At 73.2% G+C, this 18,761-nt stretch carries 15 protein-coding genes and 1 pseudogene; 9 read left to right on the top strand and 7 right to left on the bottom strand.

The window, feature by feature from the left end:
* Positions 1-5 precede the first annotated feature (5 nt).
* A complete protein-coding gene (locus OG207_RS38020) occupies positions 6-245 on the top strand; it encodes a hypothetical protein (protein WP_329105336.1) in 240 nt (79 codons plus the stop codon).
* A 537-nt stretch (positions 246-782) separates the two neighbouring features.
* On the opposite strand, the pseudogene OG207_RS44165 reads toward OG207_RS38020, so the two are convergent.
* Positions 783-2,036 (bottom strand): annotated as a pseudogene (locus OG207_RS44165) (DUF6777 domain-containing protein); the annotation flags it as partial.
* A 93-nt stretch (positions 2,037-2,129) separates the two neighbouring features.
* On the opposite strand from OG207_RS44165, the gene OG207_RS38005 reads away from it, so the two are divergent.
* Positions 2,130-3,425 carry a streptophobe family protein gene (locus OG207_RS38005; protein ID WP_329105333.1) on the top strand — a complete coding sequence of 432 codons (1,296 nt, stop codon included), beginning with the start codon at positions 2,130-2,132 and terminating at the stop codon, positions 3,423-3,425.
* Positions 3,426-3,473: 48 nt separating this feature from the next.
* Here the strand turns inward: OG207_RS38005 and OG207_RS38000 are convergent, their stop codons facing one another.
* From OG207_RS38000 to OG207_RS37990, 3 genes are read right to left on the bottom strand one after another with little or no spacing between them, the layout of a single operon-like run.
* Positions 3,474-4,490: a serine/threonine-protein kinase gene (locus OG207_RS38000; RefSeq protein WP_329105331.1), complete on the bottom strand. Its 1,017-nt coding sequence runs from the start codon at positions 4,488-4,490 to the stop codon at positions 3,474-3,476.
* 2 nt (positions 4,491-4,492) lie between these two features.
* Positions 4,493-5,206, bottom strand: coding sequence for a hypothetical protein (locus tag OG207_RS37995; RefSeq protein WP_329105329.1), 714 nt, complete (start codon positions 5,204-5,206; stop codon positions 4,493-4,495).
* A 5-nt stretch (positions 5,207-5,211) separates the two neighbouring features.
* Positions 5,212-7,596, bottom strand: a complete 2,385-nt coding sequence (locus tag OG207_RS37990) for an ABC transporter ATP-binding protein/permease (protein WP_329105327.1) — start codon at positions 7,594-7,596, stop codon at positions 5,212-5,214.
* Between the two features lie 179 nt (positions 7,597-7,775).
* On the opposite strand from OG207_RS37990, the gene OG207_RS37985 reads away from it, so the two are divergent.
* From OG207_RS37985 to OG207_RS37965, 5 genes are all read left to right on the top strand, one after another.
* Complete coding sequence (locus OG207_RS37985) at positions 7,776-8,855, top strand: cation diffusion facilitator family transporter (protein ID WP_329105324.1); 1,080 nt, start codon at positions 7,776-7,778, stop codon at positions 8,853-8,855.
* Positions 8,856-8,912: 57 nt separating this feature from the next.
* Positions 8,913-9,392, top strand: coding sequence for an NUDIX domain-containing protein (locus OG207_RS37980; protein WP_329105322.1), 480 nt, complete (start codon positions 8,913-8,915; stop codon positions 9,390-9,392).
* Between the two features lie 48 nt (positions 9,393-9,440).
* On the top strand, positions 9,441-10,694 hold the full coding sequence (locus OG207_RS37975) for a Tm-1-like ATP-binding domain-containing protein (RefSeq protein WP_329108174.1): 1,254 nt from the start codon (positions 9,441-9,443) through the stop codon (positions 10,692-10,694).
* Positions 10,695-10,842: 148 nt separating this feature from the next.
* Positions 10,843-12,474: a serine/threonine-protein kinase gene (locus tag OG207_RS37970; RefSeq protein ID WP_329105320.1), complete on the top strand. Its 1,632-nt coding sequence runs from the start codon at positions 10,843-10,845 to the stop codon at positions 12,472-12,474.
* The gene (locus OG207_RS37965; RefSeq protein ID WP_329105319.1) at positions 12,471-13,094 is read left to right on the top strand and encodes a hypothetical protein; all 624 of its coding nucleotides are present in this window, start codon (positions 12,471-12,473) and stop codon (positions 13,092-13,094) included. The genes OG207_RS37970 and OG207_RS37965 overlap by 4 nt, the downstream gene beginning before the upstream one ends.
* On the opposite strand, the gene OG207_RS37960 is transcribed toward OG207_RS37965, so the two are convergent.
* Positions 13,072-13,416 carry a DUF6191 domain-containing protein gene (locus OG207_RS37960; protein ID WP_329105317.1) on the bottom strand — a complete coding sequence of 115 codons (345 nt, stop codon included), beginning with the start codon at positions 13,414-13,416 and terminating at the stop codon, positions 13,072-13,074. The genes OG207_RS37965 and OG207_RS37960 overlap by 23 nt on opposite strands.
* Before the next feature lie 188 nt (positions 13,417-13,604).
* Positions 13,605-14,894: an ATP-binding protein gene (locus OG207_RS37955; RefSeq protein ID WP_329105315.1), complete on the bottom strand. Its 1,290-nt coding sequence runs from the start codon at positions 14,892-14,894 to the stop codon at positions 13,605-13,607.
* Positions 14,895-15,054: 160 nt separating this feature from the next.
* On the opposite strand from OG207_RS37955, the gene OG207_RS37950 reads away from it, so the two are divergent.
* Both OG207_RS37950 and OG207_RS37945 read left to right on the top strand, forming a co-directional pair.
* Positions 15,055-16,539, top strand: coding sequence for a hypothetical protein (locus OG207_RS37950; protein ID WP_329105314.1), 1,485 nt, complete (start codon positions 15,055-15,057; stop codon positions 16,537-16,539).
* Positions 16,540-16,679: 140 nt separating this feature from the next.
* Positions 16,680-17,450 carry a trypsin-like serine peptidase gene (locus OG207_RS37945; RefSeq protein WP_329105311.1) on the top strand — a complete coding sequence of 257 codons (771 nt, stop codon included), beginning with the start codon at positions 16,680-16,682 and terminating at the stop codon, positions 17,448-17,450.
* Between the two features lie 42 nt (positions 17,451-17,492).
* Here the strand turns inward: OG207_RS37945 and OG207_RS37940 are convergent, their stop codons facing one another.
* Positions 17,493-18,692, bottom strand: a complete 1,200-nt coding sequence (locus OG207_RS37940) for an acyltransferase family protein (RefSeq protein ID WP_329105309.1) — start codon at positions 18,690-18,692, stop codon at positions 17,493-17,495.
* Positions 18,693-18,761 lie beyond the last annotated feature (69 nt).

Raw genomic sequence — 18,761 nt, 5'->3', positions numbered from 1 at the left:
GGAGCATGACCTCCACCTCGCCGAAGTCCCCGTTGGCCACTGTCACGGGTGCGCTGTGCTTCATCCTCACCGTCGGTGGCGCGAGCGGCCTGCTGCACGAGTGGCTCGGCTGGATCCGCTTCATGGGCTTCCTCCGGTTCCTCGCCCCCGACGGCTACGAGATCTACAGCTACGTCGTCATGATCGCCCTCGGCGTCGCGGTGGGCGTCGCGGGCGACGCACTCGCGCGCCGCGGCTCCGCCTGATCACCGGTCCGCTGCGGCGGCGCTCCGTGACCGCGCCTCCTCACCGCTCGGGGCAGGAGGCGCGGTCACGGACGTGAGCGGTCGAGGTCAGCTTTCCCGAGCCGGGCCCTCGGGCTCGTTCTGGGGGGCCGTCCGGGGCGGTTCCTGCTGCGGAGCGGACGGCGGCTGAGCGGACGGCGGCGGGGGCGCGGACGGCTTCGGCTCAGAAGTCTTCGGCGCGGAGGGCGGCGGCGGAGCGGTCGGGCGCTCGGGAGCGGCCGACGTCGGCGGGCGCGGCGCGGAAGACCTCGACGTCGCAGGCGACGTGGGAGACGTCAGAGCGGTGGGGGACGGGGGGGTCGCAGGTGCGGACTTCGGCGTCGGTGACTGCGCAGGCGGCTCGGAGGGCGGCTTCGAAGGCGTCTCCGAAGCCGGCTTCGAGGGTGACTTCGACTCCTCGGACGACTTCGACGGCGCCGTCGAAGGTGACTCGGCCGGGGTCTTCGACGGTGACTCGGAAGGGGACTTCTTCGGTGACTCCGACGGGGATTCTGACGGAGACTTCTTCGGTGACTCGGACGGAGACTCCGAAGGGGACTTCGACGGGGACTCCGAGGGCGACTTCGACGGAGACTTCGAAGGCGACTCGGACGGGGACTTCGTGGGCGACTCGGACGGGGACTTCGTGGGCGACTTCGACGGCGGCGTCGTCACGGACGTGCTCGGGGTCGGGGACGTCCCGGACACGGTCGGCCTCGGCGAGGTCAGGGTCGGGTTCGGGGTCGTCGCCGACGGGGGCGGCGTGAGCGGCGGCGTCGGGACGGGCGGCGGCGGGATCGGCCTGTCGGGCTTGGGCTTGCCCTGGTGGTCGCCGCCCTTGGGGCGCTCGTACCACTGGTTGTCGCGGTGGTCGTAGATCACGATCTTGTTGACGACGGTCGGGGCCGGTGCGATGGCCACCACCTTCGCCGGCTGGTACGAGGGCCACGTCTGCCCGAAACGCTTCGGGGAGGCCTTGAGCGGCACCGGCGGACCGAGCGGGTTGCCACACGCGCAGCGCACGCGCGGCACTCCCCGGTCGTCCACCAGCACGGCCGTCCCGGCCTGCAGCACGGCCTGGTAGGGGACGAGCTTGCCGTCCCGGTAGCTGTGGTTCGTCACCCGGGTGTCGAACCGCAGCTGCACCGAGGTGAGGGAGCGGAGGTAACCGGGAACCGCGGCCGGCTGGATGCCCTGCGCCTGGGCGAAGGCCGCGTTCTTGGCGGGGTCGGCTCCCAGCGATCCGATCAGCTTCTCGACGTCACAGCTGGCGACGTTCCGGGTGCCGCCGTACACGCCCGGCGCCGAACCGCTGACGCTCCTGGTACCCACCGGCCCGGTCGGGCTTGCGCTCGGACTGGCCGTGCCCTGGGGAGAGGGCGGCGGGCTCTCCGGCGGGGGCGGCGCGTCCTTCACCACCGTGGACTCCGTGAAGGGATCGGGACCGGAGGCGGCGACCGGCTGGAGGAACACCTCGCCGCCGGCGTTGTCGGCCTTCCCGGTGGGCCGGGTCAGGACCACGGCCAGGGCCACGACCGCCGCCACCGCGACCAGCGCGGTGACGAGCCGTGGCACGGAGCGCCACCAGGGCCCACCGGCCCCACCCTGCCCCGGGCCTCCGGGCCCGCCCGGCCCCGCCGGCCCACCAGGGCCACCCGGCGGCGCCGACGGCGGCGGTGGCGGAGACCCCTGCTGGCCGCCCGAGAGCGGGCCCGAGGGCGGCCCGGTGGGGCGCCCTGAAGACGGCGGTCGGCCGGACGGTTGTGTGGTCACGGGCTCTTCTTCCCAGGAGGAGTGAGTTCCCCGGGGACCATTGTGTGCGCCGTCCGGGTGGTGCCCGCAAGCCGGGGATGTCACGGTGGCAGGGTGAGTCGGACGCCGGAATCGTCATCGTCGGGGGGCTCCGCGAGGGCATGGCGGGACGCCCTCGTAGCCGTCGTCGCGGGATTCGTGGTGATGACCGCGGTCGCCGCCGCCGGGCTGATGTGCGCGGGCGCGGGCGGCCTCCCGGGCGGCGCGTTCCCGCATGTGGTCGCCGCCGTCGTGGTGATGGCGGCGGGCGGTTCGCTGGACGTGTCGGCCGGTGCCGGTTCGCTGGCGGGCGCGGACGTGAACCTGTCGGTGGTCCCGCTCTCGGTGAGTCTGGCGGGCGCCCTCGTGACCGGTTACCTCTTCCTGCGCCCCCTGCACAACCGGGCCGTGGCCCGGCCCCGCGAACTCATCGGCCGTGCAGTCCCGTTGGTCGTGCTGTGGCTGCTCGCCCTGACCGGCGCCGCCTTCCTCGCCCGCGAGACCTTCGGCATCTCCACCGGCGACTCCCCCATCGGGACCATCACCGAACTCCTGGACTCCGCGCCCACGGTGGGCTTCGAGGCCGACCTGCCGGCCACGCTCCTGTACGGACTGCTGTGGATCCTCGGCCTGTTGGTGATCGCCCTACTGGTCTCGCGGCGCGCCCCGCTCCCGGCCCGACTGGTCCGCTTCCACACGGCGCTGCGCCCCGCCGCCTTCGCCACGATGCTGCTGCTCCTCGCCTACGTCGTCCTCGGCATCGGGGTCGGCGTGGTCGTGGCCGCCACCCAGGGCCATGCCGACCGGACCCTGGCCGTGATCCTGCTCGGGCTGCCGAACCTCGTCTGGCTCGCGCTCACCCTGGGCTTCGGCGGCGCCTGGGAGGGCAACGTCGAGGGGCCCTTCGGACTACCGATGCCGCAGCTGCTGGACCAGGTCCTGCGCGGCTCCGACCCGTCCCGGATCGACGTGTCCGCGCTCGCGGAGCAGGACTCCCGGGCGTGGTGGCTGGTGGCGGTGGCCGCCGTCCTGCTGCTCGGCACGGGCGTACTGGCGGCCGTACGCTCCCCCGCCCACGTCCGCCCCTGGCAGCACGCCCTCCACTTGGGCGTGGCCCTCGCCCTGGCGACCCTGACGGTCTGCCTGCTGGGCCGGATCCAGGCCCAGTTCGGCCTCTCCCTGCTGGGCATCGGCGACGTGGACGGCCTCGGCGGCCAGGTCAACTTGCAGCCCGTGCTGTGGCGCAACGTCGGTCTCGGGCTGCTGTGGGGCGCGGTGGCGGGGTTCCTGGGCGCCCTGCTGGCCCGTCCACTGCACCGCGGCGGCCGGGTCGACGAACCGGCCGCCACGACCCGCGCGGCACCCGGGTAGGCCGAGCAGGCCGAACAGGCCGAACAGCTCGAGCGGGCCGGGAGCGGCTCAGGCCGTTCCCCCGGGCGCCGGCCGGTTGAACACCGGCAGCGCCCACCGCGGCACCGGAGGCGGGGCGGGCAGGTCCGGGTGCGCGGCCCGCCCCGCCCCGTCCTCCGCCTCGCCCGCCTCCCCCGGTGGTCGGCCGCCCTCCCCCGCCCGCCGCAGGGCCCCGGTGAACTCCAGGCAGCTGTTCCACCGGTCGTCCGGCGACTTGGCCAGCGCCTTCGCCAGGACCGCGTCCACCTCCTCCGGCAGTCCCGGCCGCCGCGAGCTCAGCGCGGGCGGGGCGTCGTACTGGTGGGCCCACAGCAGGGCGATGTCGTCGTCGCGCTGGAAGGGCGGTTCCCCGGCGAGGGCCTCGTAGACGACGCACCCCAGGCTGTAGACGTCGCAGCGGCCGTCCACCGGCTTCCCCGAGATCTGTTCCGGCGCCACGTAGGTCAGGGTGCCGACGAACTGCCCGTCGGTCGTGAACCCGGTCAGCGACAGCGATTTCTTCGTCAGCCCGAAGTCCGTGAGGTAGGCGTGTTCCGGATGGTCCCGGTCCGTGCCCGGGGCGATCAGGATGTTGCCCGGCTTCACGTCCCGGTGGACCAGGTCGTGGGCGTGTGCGGCGTCCAGCGCGGAGGCCACCTGGCCGGCGATCCGCGCGGCCGTCTCCACCGGCAGCGGGCCCGTCCGGTCCAGCATCACCCGCAGGTCCGGTCCCTCGACGAGGCGCATGGCGATGTAGAGCAGTCCGTCCGCCTCCCCCGCCTCGAACACGGGCACGATGTGCGGGTGCTCGATGGCCGCGGCCACCTTCGACTCGTGGGCGAACCGCTGTCTGAAGGTGTCGTTCCGGGCCAGCTCGGGGGCCAACAGTTTCAACGCCACCCGCCGGTCGAGGCGCAGGTCCCGCGCCTCGTAGACGACGGCCATGCCGCCGCGCCCGATCTCGCTCTCCACCAGGTAGCCGGCGATCTGCTTCCCGCGCAGGTCCGTGGGGGACCCGCCGGCGGGCTTCGCCCGTTCCTCGTCCACCGTCAGCCGCCCCCGGGGTCGCGGGTCTCCACGATCCGGGTCGGGTCATGGGCCACCGCCGGTTCGGACCGGTCCCCGGGCTCTTCTCGTGGGATTCCGACCGCATCGGTGGGGGGCGGTTCCCGCCGTACGGGTGCCCCGCCGGCCGGAGTCGTTTCCGCGGGCGGTTGCCGTGGCCCGGGTTCGGGCGCGGACGGGCCGCCCGGGCCGGCGACGACCGCGTAGGTCGACATGCGGTCCCCGTCGTCGTACAGCCACCGGCCCGACTTCTCGTCGTAGAGCCACACCGACTCCCCGTCGATGACCACGCCGGCCCGCAGCCCGCGCAGCGAGCGGCGGAAGGCGTCAGCGTCGATCCGTCCCGAGGCGAGCTCGTCCACGGCCCGCCGGTAGCGGTCCAGGGCCTCGGAGCCGCGCGTGAGCAGCGGCCGCGGGTCCTCGGAGCGGACCGGGGGCCGTCCGCCGGCCGTCGGTGGCGGGTGCGGTACGGCGACCAGCAGCCGCCCGTCCACCCAGGCGGACCATCCGTTGGCGCACAGGACCTCCCCCCACTCCCCGCGCCGGGACAGCAGCTGCACGGGGAGGAACGGGTCCAGGGGCACGGTCGGCCGGCTGACGTCGGGCCCCTCCCAGGCGGACAGTCCCTCCTGGGGCACCACATGGGTGGGCCGGAAGCCCTCCACCTCGCCTCCGGGTTGACCCAGCGGGCTGCTCATGGGGCCTACTTCCGCATGACGGTCGGCTCGTGGCGGCGCAGCAGCCGGGCGACCAGCACGCCGAACAGCACGGACAGGACGACGAGCATGCCCATTTCGAGGAGCCAGAGGTGGGCCTCGTGATCGAACAGCGGGTCCTGGGTGATCTTGCCGGGCACGATGGCGCCGAGGTCTATGGTGCCCGCCATGGCTCCCATGGCCCACCGGGCCGGCACGAACCAGGCCAGTTGTTCGATGACGGGGACGCCGGTGAGTTTCAACAGGGAGCCGCAGAAGACGACCTGGACGATCGTGAGGAGGACCAGCAGCGGCATGGTGACCTCCTCCTTGGTCACCAGGGCGGAGATCAGTAGGCCGAGCACCATCGCGGTGAGGGACAGCAGGGCGACGGCGAGGGTGATCTCCAGGAGCGGTGGCATGAAGTTGCCCCGGCCACCCGGGGCGTTGATGGTGACTCCGGCGAGGCCCACGAGGGTGAGGACCACGGCCTGGGCGACGGTGATCGCGCCGAGGACCACGATCTTGGACATCAGGTAGGCAGACCGGGACAGGCCGACGGAACGCTCGCGCTGGTAGATCACGCGTTCCTTGACGAGTTCGCGCACCGCGTTGGCGGCGCCGATCAGGACTCCGCCGACGCACAGGATGAACAGGGCGTTCAGCGCCGTTTCGGCGTTGAGGGTGTTGCCGGCCAGCGCGCGGGTCATGGCGCCCATGACGAACGGCAGCGCGACCATGATGACCAGGAAGGTGCGGTCGGACCTGAGCACGGCGGCGTACCGGCGGATCAGGGTGGAGAGCTGGGAGCCCCAGCTCTGGGCCTTGGGCGGCGGCTGCGGGGGGACCCCGGCGGCCCGTTCGGCCTGCGCCGTGAGCGGGAGCCGGCCGGCGGTGACGTCGACGTTGCGCCGGTGCAGCGGCGAGGCCCGGTACTCCCCGGCCCAGTCGCGCTCGCGCTGGTTCTCGAAGGCTTCGAAGGCCTCGGGCCATTGTTCGAAGCCGAAGAAGTCGAGGGCCTCCCCGGGAGGACCGTAGTAGGCGATGCGCCCACCGGGCGCGAGGACGAGGAGGCGGTCGCAGCCTTCGAGGTTGAGCACGCTGTGGGTGACGACGATGACCGTGCGGCCGTCGTCGGCGAGTTCGCGCAGCGTGTTCATCACCGAACGGTCCATTCCGGGGTCGAGTCCGGAGGTGGGCTCGTCCAGGAAGAGCAGGGAGGGCTTGGTGAGCAGTTCCAGGGCGACGGAGACGCGTTTGCGCTGGCCTCCGGAGAGGCTGTGGATGGGCAGGTCGGCACGCTGTTCGAGGCCGAGTTCGCGGATCACCTCGTCGACCCGGGCCTGGCGTTCGGCCTTGGCGGTGTCCTGCGGGAAGCGCAGTTCGGCGGCATAGGTGAGGGCGCGCCGGACGGTGAGCTGGGAGTGCAGGATGTCGTCCTGCGGGACGAGGCCGATGCGGCTGCGCAGCTCGGCGTAGTCGCGGTAGAGGTCGCGGCCGTCGTACAGGACGGTGCCGTGGTCGGCGGGGCGCAGGCCGGTCAGCGCGCCGAGCAGGGTGGACTTGCCGGCTCCGCTGGGGCCCACGACGGCGAGCAGGCATTTGGCGCCCACGGGGAAGGAGACCTGCTCGAGGAGGGTCTTGCGGCCGTTGTCGACGGCGACGGTGAGGCCCTGGACGTCGAGGGAGACCTCGCCGGTGTCCACGAACTCCTGGAGCTGGTCGCCGACGAGGCAGAAGACCGAGTGGCCGATGCCGACGATGTCGCCCTCGGTGACGGGGGTGGCCCGGGTCACGGCGGTGCCGTTGAGGTAGGTGCCGTTGTGGCTGCCGAGGTCGACGATCTCGTAGCTGCCGTCGGCGAGGGCGTGCAGTTCGGCGTGGCGGCGGGACACGGTGAGGTCGTCGACGACGAGGTCGCTGTCGGGGGCGCGGCCGATGCGGACGGCGGTGCGGACGGGCAGCGGCCGTACGGTCGTCGGCTGCCGGAAGGTGCCGGTCATGGCCGGGGTCGTGACGTGGGAGGGGCGGCCGGTGCCGGGCGCGGGGGGTGGTGCGGGCGGGGGCGGCGGCGCGGGACCGATGACGGCGGCGCGCGGCCCGTCGTCGACGCTGCCGAAGCGCAGTTCCGTGCCGACGCCGACGCTCCACTCGTGGACGCGGTGGCCGTCGGCGAAGGTGCCGTTGGTGCTGCCCTCGTCCTCCAGCGTCCAGTGGTCGCCGTCCGGGCGCAGGATCGCGTGGTGCCAGGAGACGCGGGCGTCGTCGAGGCAGATCTCGCACAGCGGGTCCCGACCGACGTGGTAGATCCGGTCGGGATCCATCTCGGTGGCGCCCCAGTCGGTCACCAGGACGAGCTGGGGCGCGGTCGGCACACTTGGGCGCTGGACCATGACCAGATCTTCCCACGATCGGGAAGGTCCGGCACCGGTCAGGCATCACCGCAGGTCAGAGGCCTCTTATGGGTAATGACAACGGTCCCCGTTGCAGCCTTTGCCGATCCCGCCGGGGTGCGCTTCACTTCACGCGACGGAACCGAACACACGGGTGCCGCGACGAGACGGGGGACGCCATGAGTGGGCACGGCCACGCGCACGACGACCACGGACACGGAACCGGGAACGGACGCGGGAACGGGTCCGCGGGTCACGACCACGGCCACGGACCCGGAGGACACGGCCACGGGCCCGGCGGGCACAGCCACGGCGTGGCGGCCGATGCCGACCGGCGCTGGCTGGCGATCGCGCTCGCCCTGATCGGCGGGTTCATGGCCGTCGAGGTGGTCATCGGCGTCATGGCCAATTCGCTGGCCCTGATCTCCGACGCGGCCCACATGCTGACCGACGCGGTCTCGATCGTCCTGGCGCTGATCGCCATGCGGCTGGCCGCGCGCCCCGCCCGCGGCGGCTTCACGTACGGCCTCAAGCGGGCGGAGATACTCTCCGCCCAGGCGAACGGGCTGACGCTGATCCTGCTGGCGGTCTGGCTGGCGTACGAGGCGGTGCGGCGGCTGCTGGACCCGCCGCCGGTGGAGGGCGGGCTGGTCGTGGTGACGGCGCTCGCGGGCATCGTCGTCAACGTCGCCGCGGCCTGGTGCATCTCCCGGGCGAACCGTTCCACGCTGGTCGTCGAGGGCGCCTACCAGCACATCCTGAACGACCTCTTCGCCTTCATCGGCACCGCGGTCGCCGGTCTGATCGTGCTGACCACCGGTTTCCGGCAGGCGGACGCGATCGCCACGCTGGTCGTGGTGGTGCTGATGGTCAAGGCGGGTTACGGGCTGGTCCGCGAGTCCGGCCGGATCCTCCTGGAAGCCGCCCCGGCCCACGTGGACCCGGACGCGGTCGGCGACCGGCTGGTCGGGCACCCGCCCGTCACCGAGGTGCACGACCTGCACATCTGGACGATCACCTCGGGCCAGGCGGCACTGTCCGCACACGTGCTGGTGGAGCCGGCGGGTGACTGCCACGCCGTACGCCGGGACCTGGAGCAGTTGCTCCACAAGGAGTACGGGATCACGCACACCACCCTCCAGGTGGACCACGCGCAGGAGTCCCTGCTCACGGTCGGCCGCACGGGCGGGGGCACCTCCGACGCGCACTGCGCGGACGCGCACGGTCCGGTCCACCGGCAGGGCCCGCACGACCACTGACGGCAGAACGCACGTCCGCGTCACTGGCCGGGATCCGTACGGGGCATGGATGTACCCATGACACACAAACGCAGTGCCGGACTGCTCCTCTTCCGGCGGACCGGTCCGGAGCCGGAGTCGGGTGTCGAGGTGCTCCTCGGACACATGGGCGGCCCGCTCTGGGCCGGACGGGAGGCCGGGGACTGGGCCATCCCCAAGGGCGAATACGGCCCGGAGGAGACCCCGCGGGACGCGGCCCGCCGCGAGTTCACCGAGGAGATCGGGCTGCCCCCGCCGGAGGGCGACTACCTGCCACTGGGCGAGGTACGTCTGACCAGCGGAAAGCTGGTGACCATCTGGGCGGTGGAGGCGGATCTCGATCCGGCGCTGATGGTGCCCGGGACGTTCACGATGGAGTGGCCTCCGCATTCCGGAAACGTCCAGGAGTTCCCGGAGCTGGACCGGGTGGCCTGGTTTGCTCCGCCCCTGGCGCAAAACATGCTGATCCCATCCCAACTCCCGTTCTTGGAACGACTGTTGGGGCTCCTGAGGGTTTGACCCACACTTGCACTTGCCAACACCCTTACCTGCATGGAAATTGCACACATGACGAGCGTCGTGCTGGTGGGGACCTTGGACACCAAGGGTGTGGAGTACGGCTGGCTGCGCGAGGGGCTGCTGCGCGCCGGCGTCGAAGTGGTTCTGGTCGACACGGGGATCGTGGGCGAACCCCGGGTGGCCGCCGACGTACCGCGTGAAGCGGTGGCCCGGGCGGCCGGAACGCAACTGTCGGACCTGCGCACGGCCGCCGACCGGGGTGCGGCCGTGACCACCATGGCGAAGGGCGCGGAGGCGACCCTCTTACGACTGCACGCCGAGGGCAGGCTGCACGGAGTGCTCGCCATCGGCGGGAGCGGCGGCACCTCCATCGCCACCCGGGCGATGCGCGCCCTGCCGCTGGGCGTACCAAAACTGATGGTCTCGTCCATGGCGTCCGGGGACGTCCGCCCCTACGTGGGCTCCTCGGACATCACCATGATGTACAGCGTGGTGGACATCGCGGGGATCAACAGCGTCTCCGCGCCGGTCCTGGCGAACGCCGTGGCGGCGATCACCGGAATGGCCCGGGCCCACGCCCGCAGCTCCGCGCAGGGGCGGCCGCCCCGGCTGGGCGGGGGCGACCGCCCCCTGGTCGCGGCGAGCATGGCGGGCGTGACCACGGCCGGGGTGGATGCGGCGCGCGAGCGGCTGACGGAACTCGGCTACGAGGTGCTGGTCTTCCACGTCAGCGGCACCGGCGGCCGCACCCTGGAGACCCTGGCCGGCCAGGGGGTCTTCGCGGGCGTCCTCGACCTCACCCTCAGCGAGCTCGCCGACGACCTGTGCGGGGGCATCCTCAGCGCGGGCCCGGACCGGCTCAGTGCGGCCGGGCGGGCCGGGATCCCGCAGGTGGTGAGCCTGGGGGCGCTGGACATGGTGAAGTTCGGCCCGCTGGAGAGCCTGCCCCGGCAGGTCCGCGACCGGGGCGTCCACGTCCACAATCCGTCGATCACGGTGACCCGTACGACCGCGGCCGAGTGCGCGGAGCTCGGCCGCCGGGTCGCCGCGAAACTGTGCGCGGCGAGCGGCCCCACGGCGGTGTGCGTCCCGCTCCGTGGACTGTCCACGCTCGGCGCACCGGGCGGGCCCTACCATGACCCCGGCGCGGACCGGGCCCTGTTCTCCGCACTGCGCGAGGGTCTGCGGGGCAGTACCACGAGGCTCTACGACTACGACACGCACATCAACGATCCGGCCTTCGGGCGGGCTGCGGCCGACCGGCTGCACGCCATGATCGGCGCCGTCTCGGCCGCGGCCTGAGCCGTCCGCCGTGGTTGGGAACCGGCCACGGCGGAAACCACGTCCCATGGGGCGTCCGGCCCGGGGAGGGCCGGTGGACGCCGGTCCGGAACCGGTCGTCCGAGCGATGCGGCGGCGCCACACGGCAGGCAGGTAGGGGGCAGGAACGATGGACGACAAGCGGGCGGCATGGTCGGTCCCCGGTTACACCGAGGTCCGTGAGCTCGGCTCGGGCGGCAGCGGTCGCGTGGTGCTCGCCGTCCACGACGGCACGGGCACCCCGGTCGCCGTGAAGTACCTCAGTGACCGGCTCCGCCGGGATCCGGCGTTCGTCGGGGAGTTCCGGGCCGAGGCCCGCCTCCTGGGCGGGCTGGAGACCGCGTACGTGGTCAGGCTCTACGAGTACGTGGAGGCGTCCGGCGGCGCGGCCATCGTCATGGAGTTGGTGGACGGCATCTCCCTGCGCGCGCTGCTGAAGCAGTCCGGGCGGGCCGACGCCGAGGCCGCGCTGGTGGTCCTCAAGGGGTCCCTGCTGGGGCTTGCGGCGGCGCACCGCGCGGGCGTCGTGCACCGCGACTACAAGCCCGAGAACGTACTGGTCGCACCGGACGGCTCGTCGAAGCTGGTGGACTTCGGGATCGCGGCCAACCGGGGCAGCACGCCCGGCGTGGCCGGAACCCCCGCCTACATGGCTCCCGAGCAGTGGCAGGGCCGGCCGGCCTCGCCGGCGGCCGACGTGTACGCGGCGACGGCGACCTTCTTCGAGTGCCTCACCGGCCGCAAGCCCTACGACGGCGAGAACTTCGCCGAGCTGGCCGTCCAGCACATCGAGGCGCCGGTGCCGGAAACGGAGGCCCCCGAGCCCGTGCGTCCGCTGATCCGGCGCGGCCTCGCGAAGGCGCCCGAGCAGCGGCCGGAGAACGCCGAGGCGTTCGTGGCCGAGCTGGAGGGCGTGGCGCTGGCGGCGTACGGGCCCGAGTGGGAGGAGCGCGGGCAGCGCAAGCTGGCGGCGCTGGCCGCCCTGCTGCCGCTGCTCTTCCCCTCGGCGGGCGGCCCGGCGGCCGGTACGACGGCGGTCGCCACGACCACGGTGCCCGGCGGCTCCGGCTGGGCGCCGGGGCGCCGCGGCTGGCTCGCGGCGGGCGTGGCGCTGGTATTGGGAACCGTGCTGGTCCTGACGACGGACGCGATCGGCGCGGCCCCGGACGCGGCTTCGGCGGTGAGCGCCTTCGCCACGACGAGCGCGGCCCCGCCCGTGTCGGCCTCGCCGAGCGCGGGCCCGAGCCCGAGCCCGACGGATTCGGCCTCCCCGTCACCGAGTCCGAGCCCCTCGGCGTCCCCGAGCCCCTCGCCGTCCGCGTCCGGGTCCGGGGCTCCGACCCCTTCTCCGTCGTGGTCGACGAGCCCCACCCCGAAGCCGACGGTCAGCTGGTCGCCCACGCCGACCCCGACGCCGACTCCTACTCCGACGCTGAAGGTCACGGACGTCTCCGTGTCGCTCAAGCCCGGCATCTACCGCGGCGACGCGGCCATCTCGGTCAGCTCCCAGGGGACCGGCTCGGTCACCGTGACGGTGCAGTGGTTCCAGGACGGTGCGCAGGGCTCCTACACCGTCCCCTCCGGCGATCCGGAGTCGTTCGTGGTCCCGGCCGGCTCGACCGCCGCGGTGGTCAGGTCCCACACCTTCACGCGCGGCGGCGGCTGCTACGGCGGCGTCCGCGTCACCACCAAGCCCACCGCCGGGAACAAGTCCGCGTCGGCCTCGCAGTACCTGCAGCGCTGCCAGGAGGTGCCCCGATGAGCGGTTCCGGCGCCCCCGAGGGCGACGACTACAGCGCCACCGTCCTCGGCAGCCACTGGTTCAGCGGTCCCCCGGACACGACCAAGCGGATGGCGCCCGAGGAGGTGGCTCCCGACCGGGTCGAGGGCTCCGTGCTCCGGTTCGGGCCCGGGGTCACCGCGGCCATGCCCGCGCCGTTCCCCCTCGACGTCGCGCGGGCCGTCGCGCCGCCCACCCGGCGGCGCCTGGCCGGGCTGCGGCGGTACGCCCTCGCGGCGCTCGTCCTGGCGGCGGTCCTCGCGTACCTCGGGTGGCAGCGGCTGGGGCCCGGCATCCAGGTCCGGGACGTGGCCGTGAGCACCGATCCCAAGGGCCCGGCCTGTGATGCGGCAGCCGATGTGGTGGCCGTCGTGGCGACCAACGGGCGCCCGGGCGTCCTCTCCTACCGGTGGGTGCGCAGCGACGGCACCCGCTCCGAGCAGCTGACCGAGCGGGTACCGCGCGGGCAGCGGGAGGCCCGGCTGCACCTGCTGTGGACCTTCCGGGGCACGGGGAGCTACCCGGCGAGGGCGGAACTACAGCTGGTGTCGCCCGGACGGCACACGGCCGCGGTGGACTTCACGTACCGCTGTTCCCCGTAGCGGGCACGGCCGCGGTGCCGGGCAGCCGGATGACGGCGAGTCCGCCGTCGAGGTCGACCCGGGTGCGCGGCGGGGCGCCGTCCTCCTCGTCGTCGCGCATGACGAGCGCGCTCTGCCGTTCCTTGAGCTCGTTCTGTTTGCCCGGCGAGAAGCTGGCGTGCAGCTGCTCGAAGCCGGTGGCCGAGATCTGCCCCTGGCGGCCGTTCCACCGCCAGGGCAGCAGTCCGGCGCGGCCCGCGCGGACCAGTGCCAGGTCGAGGAAGGCCACGGCGGTGAGCACCAGAGCCAGACCGGGAAGGGTCATGAAGATGACGAAGCCCATGCGGTGACGGTAGCCGAAGCCGGGTGCCGGCCGTTCGGCCGAGAGGGGTCCGGCCGTCCGCCCGGGGCACGGGCCCGCGGCCGCTCCGGGGAGCGGCCGCGGGCCGTTTCGCATTCCGCCCCCGCCGCAACCGGGGGACGGACGTCAGCGGGTTCCCACCGAGGTGAGGACCGGGGTCAGAACCGCGGTCAGAAACGGGCGTGCGCGGTGATGTCCGCCTCGAACTCGCCCGTCATCGCCGGGGTCACCGTCGGCCGGCACTGGCGGACCGCCGCCAGGTAGTCCTGCGTGGTCGCGCCCAGTTGCGCGGCCGCCGCGCCCCGCGCGCCCACCGCCTCCAGGTCCCGCTCGAAGGACACCTGCGCCGCGATCCGCGCCGCGTGCTCGATGTCGGCCGGTGTGAACAGTTCGGTGGCCGCCACCAGGGCGTTCACGTCGACGTCCGTGCGACCCGCCGTGTAGCGGGACCAGATGGCGGCGCGGGCTCCGGCGTCCGGGGTGCCGATCGGAATGAGGTAGTCGAAGCGCCCGGGCCGCAGGAAGGCAGGGTCCAGGGAGCGGATGGAGTTGGTGGCGCAGACCAGCAGCCGCTCGTCGCCCTCCCGGAAGCCCGGTATCAGCTTCAACAGCTCGTTCGTCACCCCGTGGATCCCGCCGGGCTGCGCGGGCTCGGTGCGCACCGGTGCGATCTCCTCGACCTCGTCGATGAAGACGAGTACGCGCTCCAGCTCGGCGATCCGGGAGAACGCGTCGCGCAGCGCCGCCGCCAGGTTGCCCTCGTCGGCGAGGCGGGAGGGCAGCAGTTCCACGAAGGGCCAGCCGAGGCGGGAGGCGATGGCCCGGGCGAAGGTGGTCTTGCCGGTGCCGGGCGGGCCGAAGAGGGTGATGGCGCGCGGCGGCCGCACCCCGTGCGAGGCGGCCCGTTCGGGCTCGGCGAGCGGTAGCACCACGCGCCGTTCGATGAGGTCCTTCTCCTTCTCCATGCCGGCGACCTTGGCCCACAGGTCGTTCGGCAGGAAGCGGCCGCCGAGGTCGTCGAGGAGGCCCGCGGCCGGTCCGTGCAGCGGCTCGGTCTTCTCGAAGTAGGCGACGGCCGGCTGCCGGGTGTAGCCGGCGTTGAGGAGGCCTTCGCCGAGCATGTCCTCCTCGGGCAGGACGTACGCGATGCGGCCGACGCGCGCGGCGATGAGCCGCCGCTCCAGTTCGACGAGCAGGGCGCTGGCCAGGCCCCGGCCGCGCCAGCCGGCGGCGATCGCGATGCGCATGACCCAGGCCCGTTCGCCGGTGACGCAGGCGAGCGCCGCGCCGATGGGGACGCCCTGGTGGACGGCGACCACACAGGGCTGGCGGTCGGTCAGCGCGCCGATGCACTCGGCGAGCGAGAAGACGGACTCCTGGCCGAGTTCGGCCGTGGTGTCGATCAGGTGGACCACCGCTGCGAGATCGCTCTCGCGGTAGTCGTGGATGAGCCAGTTCACCGGGTACCGCCCCTCGTTCGTGCTCCTGCGGCGAGGCTAGGGGCGGGCGGGCCCGACGATCACGCTCCGTGGTGCACAACACCCGGCCCGGAAACCGTCCGTGGCGTCCATAGACTGGTGCTTTCCGCCGACGCCCCGCACCGAGGATCCGCGCACCTTCATGCCTTCCGACATATCCGCCATAGCCGAATCCCGGTGTCGACGCGTTCTGGTGTGGCTGGCCCCCCTGCTGTGGACCCTCGGGCTCGGTCTGTGGGGGCTCTCCCGGCAGGACAGCGTGTGGCGGGACGAGGCCGCGACCTGGCAGGTGGCCGGGCGGTCGGCAGGCGAGATATGGGCGATGCTCGAACACGTGGATGCCGTGCACGGGCTCTACTACCTGCTGATGCACGGCCTCTTCGAGGTCTTCGGGGCGAGCACCGCGACCCTACGGCTGCCGTCCGTGCTGGCCGTCTCGGCCGCCGCGGCGTGCGTGGCGCTGATCGGGCGGCGCCTGGCCGGGTTCTGGGCGGGGCTCGGCGGCGGACTGGCCCTCGGGCTGCTGCCTGCGGTCCAGTTCTACCTCCAGGAGGGTCGCCCGTACGCGCTGGTCGCGGCGGGGGCCGGACTCTCCACGTTGCTGCTGGTCTCGCTCCTGGCGTGCGGGCCCGGGCGGCGGGCCTGGCCGCGCTGGGCGGCGTACGGGGCCACCGTGCTGGTGTGCGCCCTGCTGAACTGGCTGTCCCTGCTGGTGCTGCCGGCGCACGCGGCGACCCTGGGATGGGTGCGGGCCGGGCGGCGGGTGTGGCTGCGCTGGGCGGCGTGCGGCGCGGGCGCAGTGGCGGGGGCGCTGCCGCTGATCCTGTTCAGCCGCGGCCAGTCCGACCAAGTGTCCTGGATACCGCCGCTGGCCTGGCACATGCTGATCGGGCCGGGGATCCTGCTGGCGATCGGCGGGCTGGGCGCGTGGGCGGACCGCCCGGACCGCTCCGCCCGGTCGGGCAGGGGGGCGCTCTCGATGGCTGCGGTCGGCCTGCCGCTGCTGGCGGTGCCGCAGCTCGGGCTGATCGGGCTGTCCCTGGTGCAGCCGCTGTTCCAGGACCGGTACGTGCTGTTCAGCATGGTGGGGCTGGCGCTGCTGATCGGCGCCGCCCTGGGCGCCGCCGTACGGGCTTGCGCGCCCCGCCGCCCGAGGGCGGCGGGCCTGCTGATACCGGGCGCGGCCGGTCTCTCGCTCCTGGCCCTGCTGCCGGTGGAACTGGACAAGCGGGCGCCGGCCAGCCGGATCGACGACGTGCTCGCGGTCGCCGGCGAGGTGGCCGGGCTGAAACGGGACGGGGACGCGGTGCTGTTCGTCCCGGCCGCGCGCCGGGACACGGCGCTAGTCTCGCCCGGCGCGTTCGGGGGCCTGGCCGATGTGGCGCTGGCCGCGTCCCCGGCCGCCTCGGCCACCCTGAAGGGCGAGGAGGCGGACCCCGTACGGATCCGGGCGGCGCTGCTCGAGCAGCGGCGGGTACTGCTGGTGACGGACGCGGAGAAGGTGGCGAAGCCCCCGTCGGCGGAGCGGGACAGGGCCAAGGAGGCAGTCCTGCGGGAGCACTTCGCGGTGGTGGCGGACCGGCAGGTGCGGGGGCGCAGGGTGACCGTGTACGAGCGGCGCGGATAGCCCCCGATCGGCTGCCGACATCCGACAAAGCGGGTCCTGTCAGGGCATGCCCCGGGTTTCACACGAGCTTCACAGAATTCACAGGAGATCCATACGGAACTCCATCCTCCGGACATAGGTTCGGCGGGCAGGGTGGAAAAATGATCCACTCCACGCTCCCTCGACCGGCCCGGCGCATCCGTGCGCGGCGGGCGTCCCGGATCCTGCTCGCGCTGTCCGCGACGGCCGCGTTGATCGGCGTGGACCTACCCGACGACGCCACCGGACCGCCGCTCGGCGTGACCGCGTGGGCGCAGCCGGGCGCCGTCGCCGACCGGGTGGGCGCGCTCTTCGGGGGCGGGCAGGGCCGCGGGCACCACTGCACCGCTTCCGTGGTGCACAGCGAGGAGGGCGATGTGATCGCCACCGCCGCGCACTGCCTGGAGAGCCCGGACACCACCGTCTTCGCGCCGGGCTACCGCGACGGCAAGGCCCCGTACGGATTCTGGAAGGTCACCGGCACCTACATCGGTCCGGGCTGGACGGACGGCCAGGACCCGGACGACGACGTCGCGTTCGCGACCGTGGCCCCGGCGGACGGCGGGGTCACCGGGAGCGTGGAGGACCTCGTGGGCGGTTTCCCGGTCGCCGCCGAGCAGCCGGACCACGCCAAGGTTACGATCATCGGGTACCCACGGACCCTGGAGGCCCCGGTGCGCTGCGCGAACACCACCGACCTGCTGTCCGCGACCCAGCGCCGGATCGGCTGCCCGGACCTCACCGGCGGCACCAGCGGCAGCCCCTGGCTGGTGAACGGGGCGCTGGCCGGGGTGCTCGGCGGCTACGAGGGCGGCGGGAGCGTCCCGGAGATCTCGTACAGCGCGGTCCTGGGCGAGCGGGCGGTGCAGCTGTACCGGCAAGCACGGTCCTGAGGCCTTGCGGTCCTCGAGGCCGTGGGCGTCCCGCCCCTGCCCCTAGCGGCCGGCCGGGACGCGTTCCGCGTCGGGTGCCGAGGGCTGGGCGGGAAGCCGGTCGATCGACGGGCCGCGCGGGGTGCCCGACCGGATGTCCTGCACCCCGCGGCGCAGCCGGTCGCGCAGCAGCCGGCCGAGCGGGCGTTCCACGAGCCGGTGGATGAGCCAAGCCAGCAGCAGCATCGCGGTGATCACGCCGATGACCAGCGGGACGGGCGCCACGTCGTGGCGGAAGAGGTGGATGATGGTCAGCCCGGCCATCATGTGGATCAGGTAGAGCGGGTACGTGAGTGCTCCGGCGTGCGGGAGCCAGCGCCACCGGACCCCGTCGAGGGCGCCGAGCGCTATGGCCGCCATGAGGGCGAAGCCCAGGGCGATGATCAGGTGCGCGGGCCAGGCGGGCGTCCGCTCGGTGGCGGCCCGGCCCAGGTTGGTGATCATGCGGGCGTGCACGTAGTGCTGCGCGAGGAGGAACTGGACGCCGACGACGGCCCACAGGACGGCGTTCGGCCGGAAGCGGCGCATCAGGTAGAAGCCGATGCCGGCGATGAAGTACGGGGACGAGGACGAGGCCGCGAAGAAGGACACCACACCGTTGTCGGCGGAGGGCGCCACGACGCCGGCCAGGGTCCAGGCCGCACAGAACAGGACGCAATTGCGGTAGGTCACGCCGCGCATGACCACGATCGCGAACAGTACGTAGAACTTGAGCTCGACGAAGAGGGTCCAGTAGGCGTCGTCGATGTTCGGGACGCCGAGGCCGCCCTGGAGCATCGACAGGTTCACCAGGACGTCGCTGAAGGCCCTGACCTGCCTGACCTCGGGCCGGGCGTAGAGCACGAGGGTGGTGAAGGCGACGGCCACCCAATAGGCGGGGAAGAGCCGGGAGGCCCGGGACACCGCGAAATCGCCCACCGTACGGCCCCAGGCGCTCATGCAGATGACGAACCCGCTGACCAGGAAGAAGATCTCGACGCCGAGCCAGCCGTAGACGGCGAGCCGGTGGGCGGTCGGGAAGATGTCCGCCGGCGCTTTCCCCCAGGCGCTTTCGAGGGCGAAGTAGTGGTAGAAGAGCACGCTGAGCGCGGCGAGGACCCGCACCCCGTCGAGGACCGCCAGGCGCCCGCCGGGGGCCGCTCCGGCCGACGCGCGGCCCCGGCCGCCCGCCCGCGACACTCCGGCTGAACTGCCCGGATTCATCCCCCGACCGCCTCCTCGAATATACGACTGTCCGATAACCGCTTTGAATCAGCGGAACCTTACAGCGCA

The organism is Streptomyces sp. NBC_01439, assembly GCF_036227605.1.
In the GTDB taxonomy this organism is placed as follows: Bacteria; Actinomycetota; Actinomycetes; order Streptomycetales; family Streptomycetaceae; genus Streptomyces.
The sequence above is the reverse complement of the archived record's forward strand: the minus strand, read 5'-3'. Positions and strand labels throughout refer to the sequence as shown.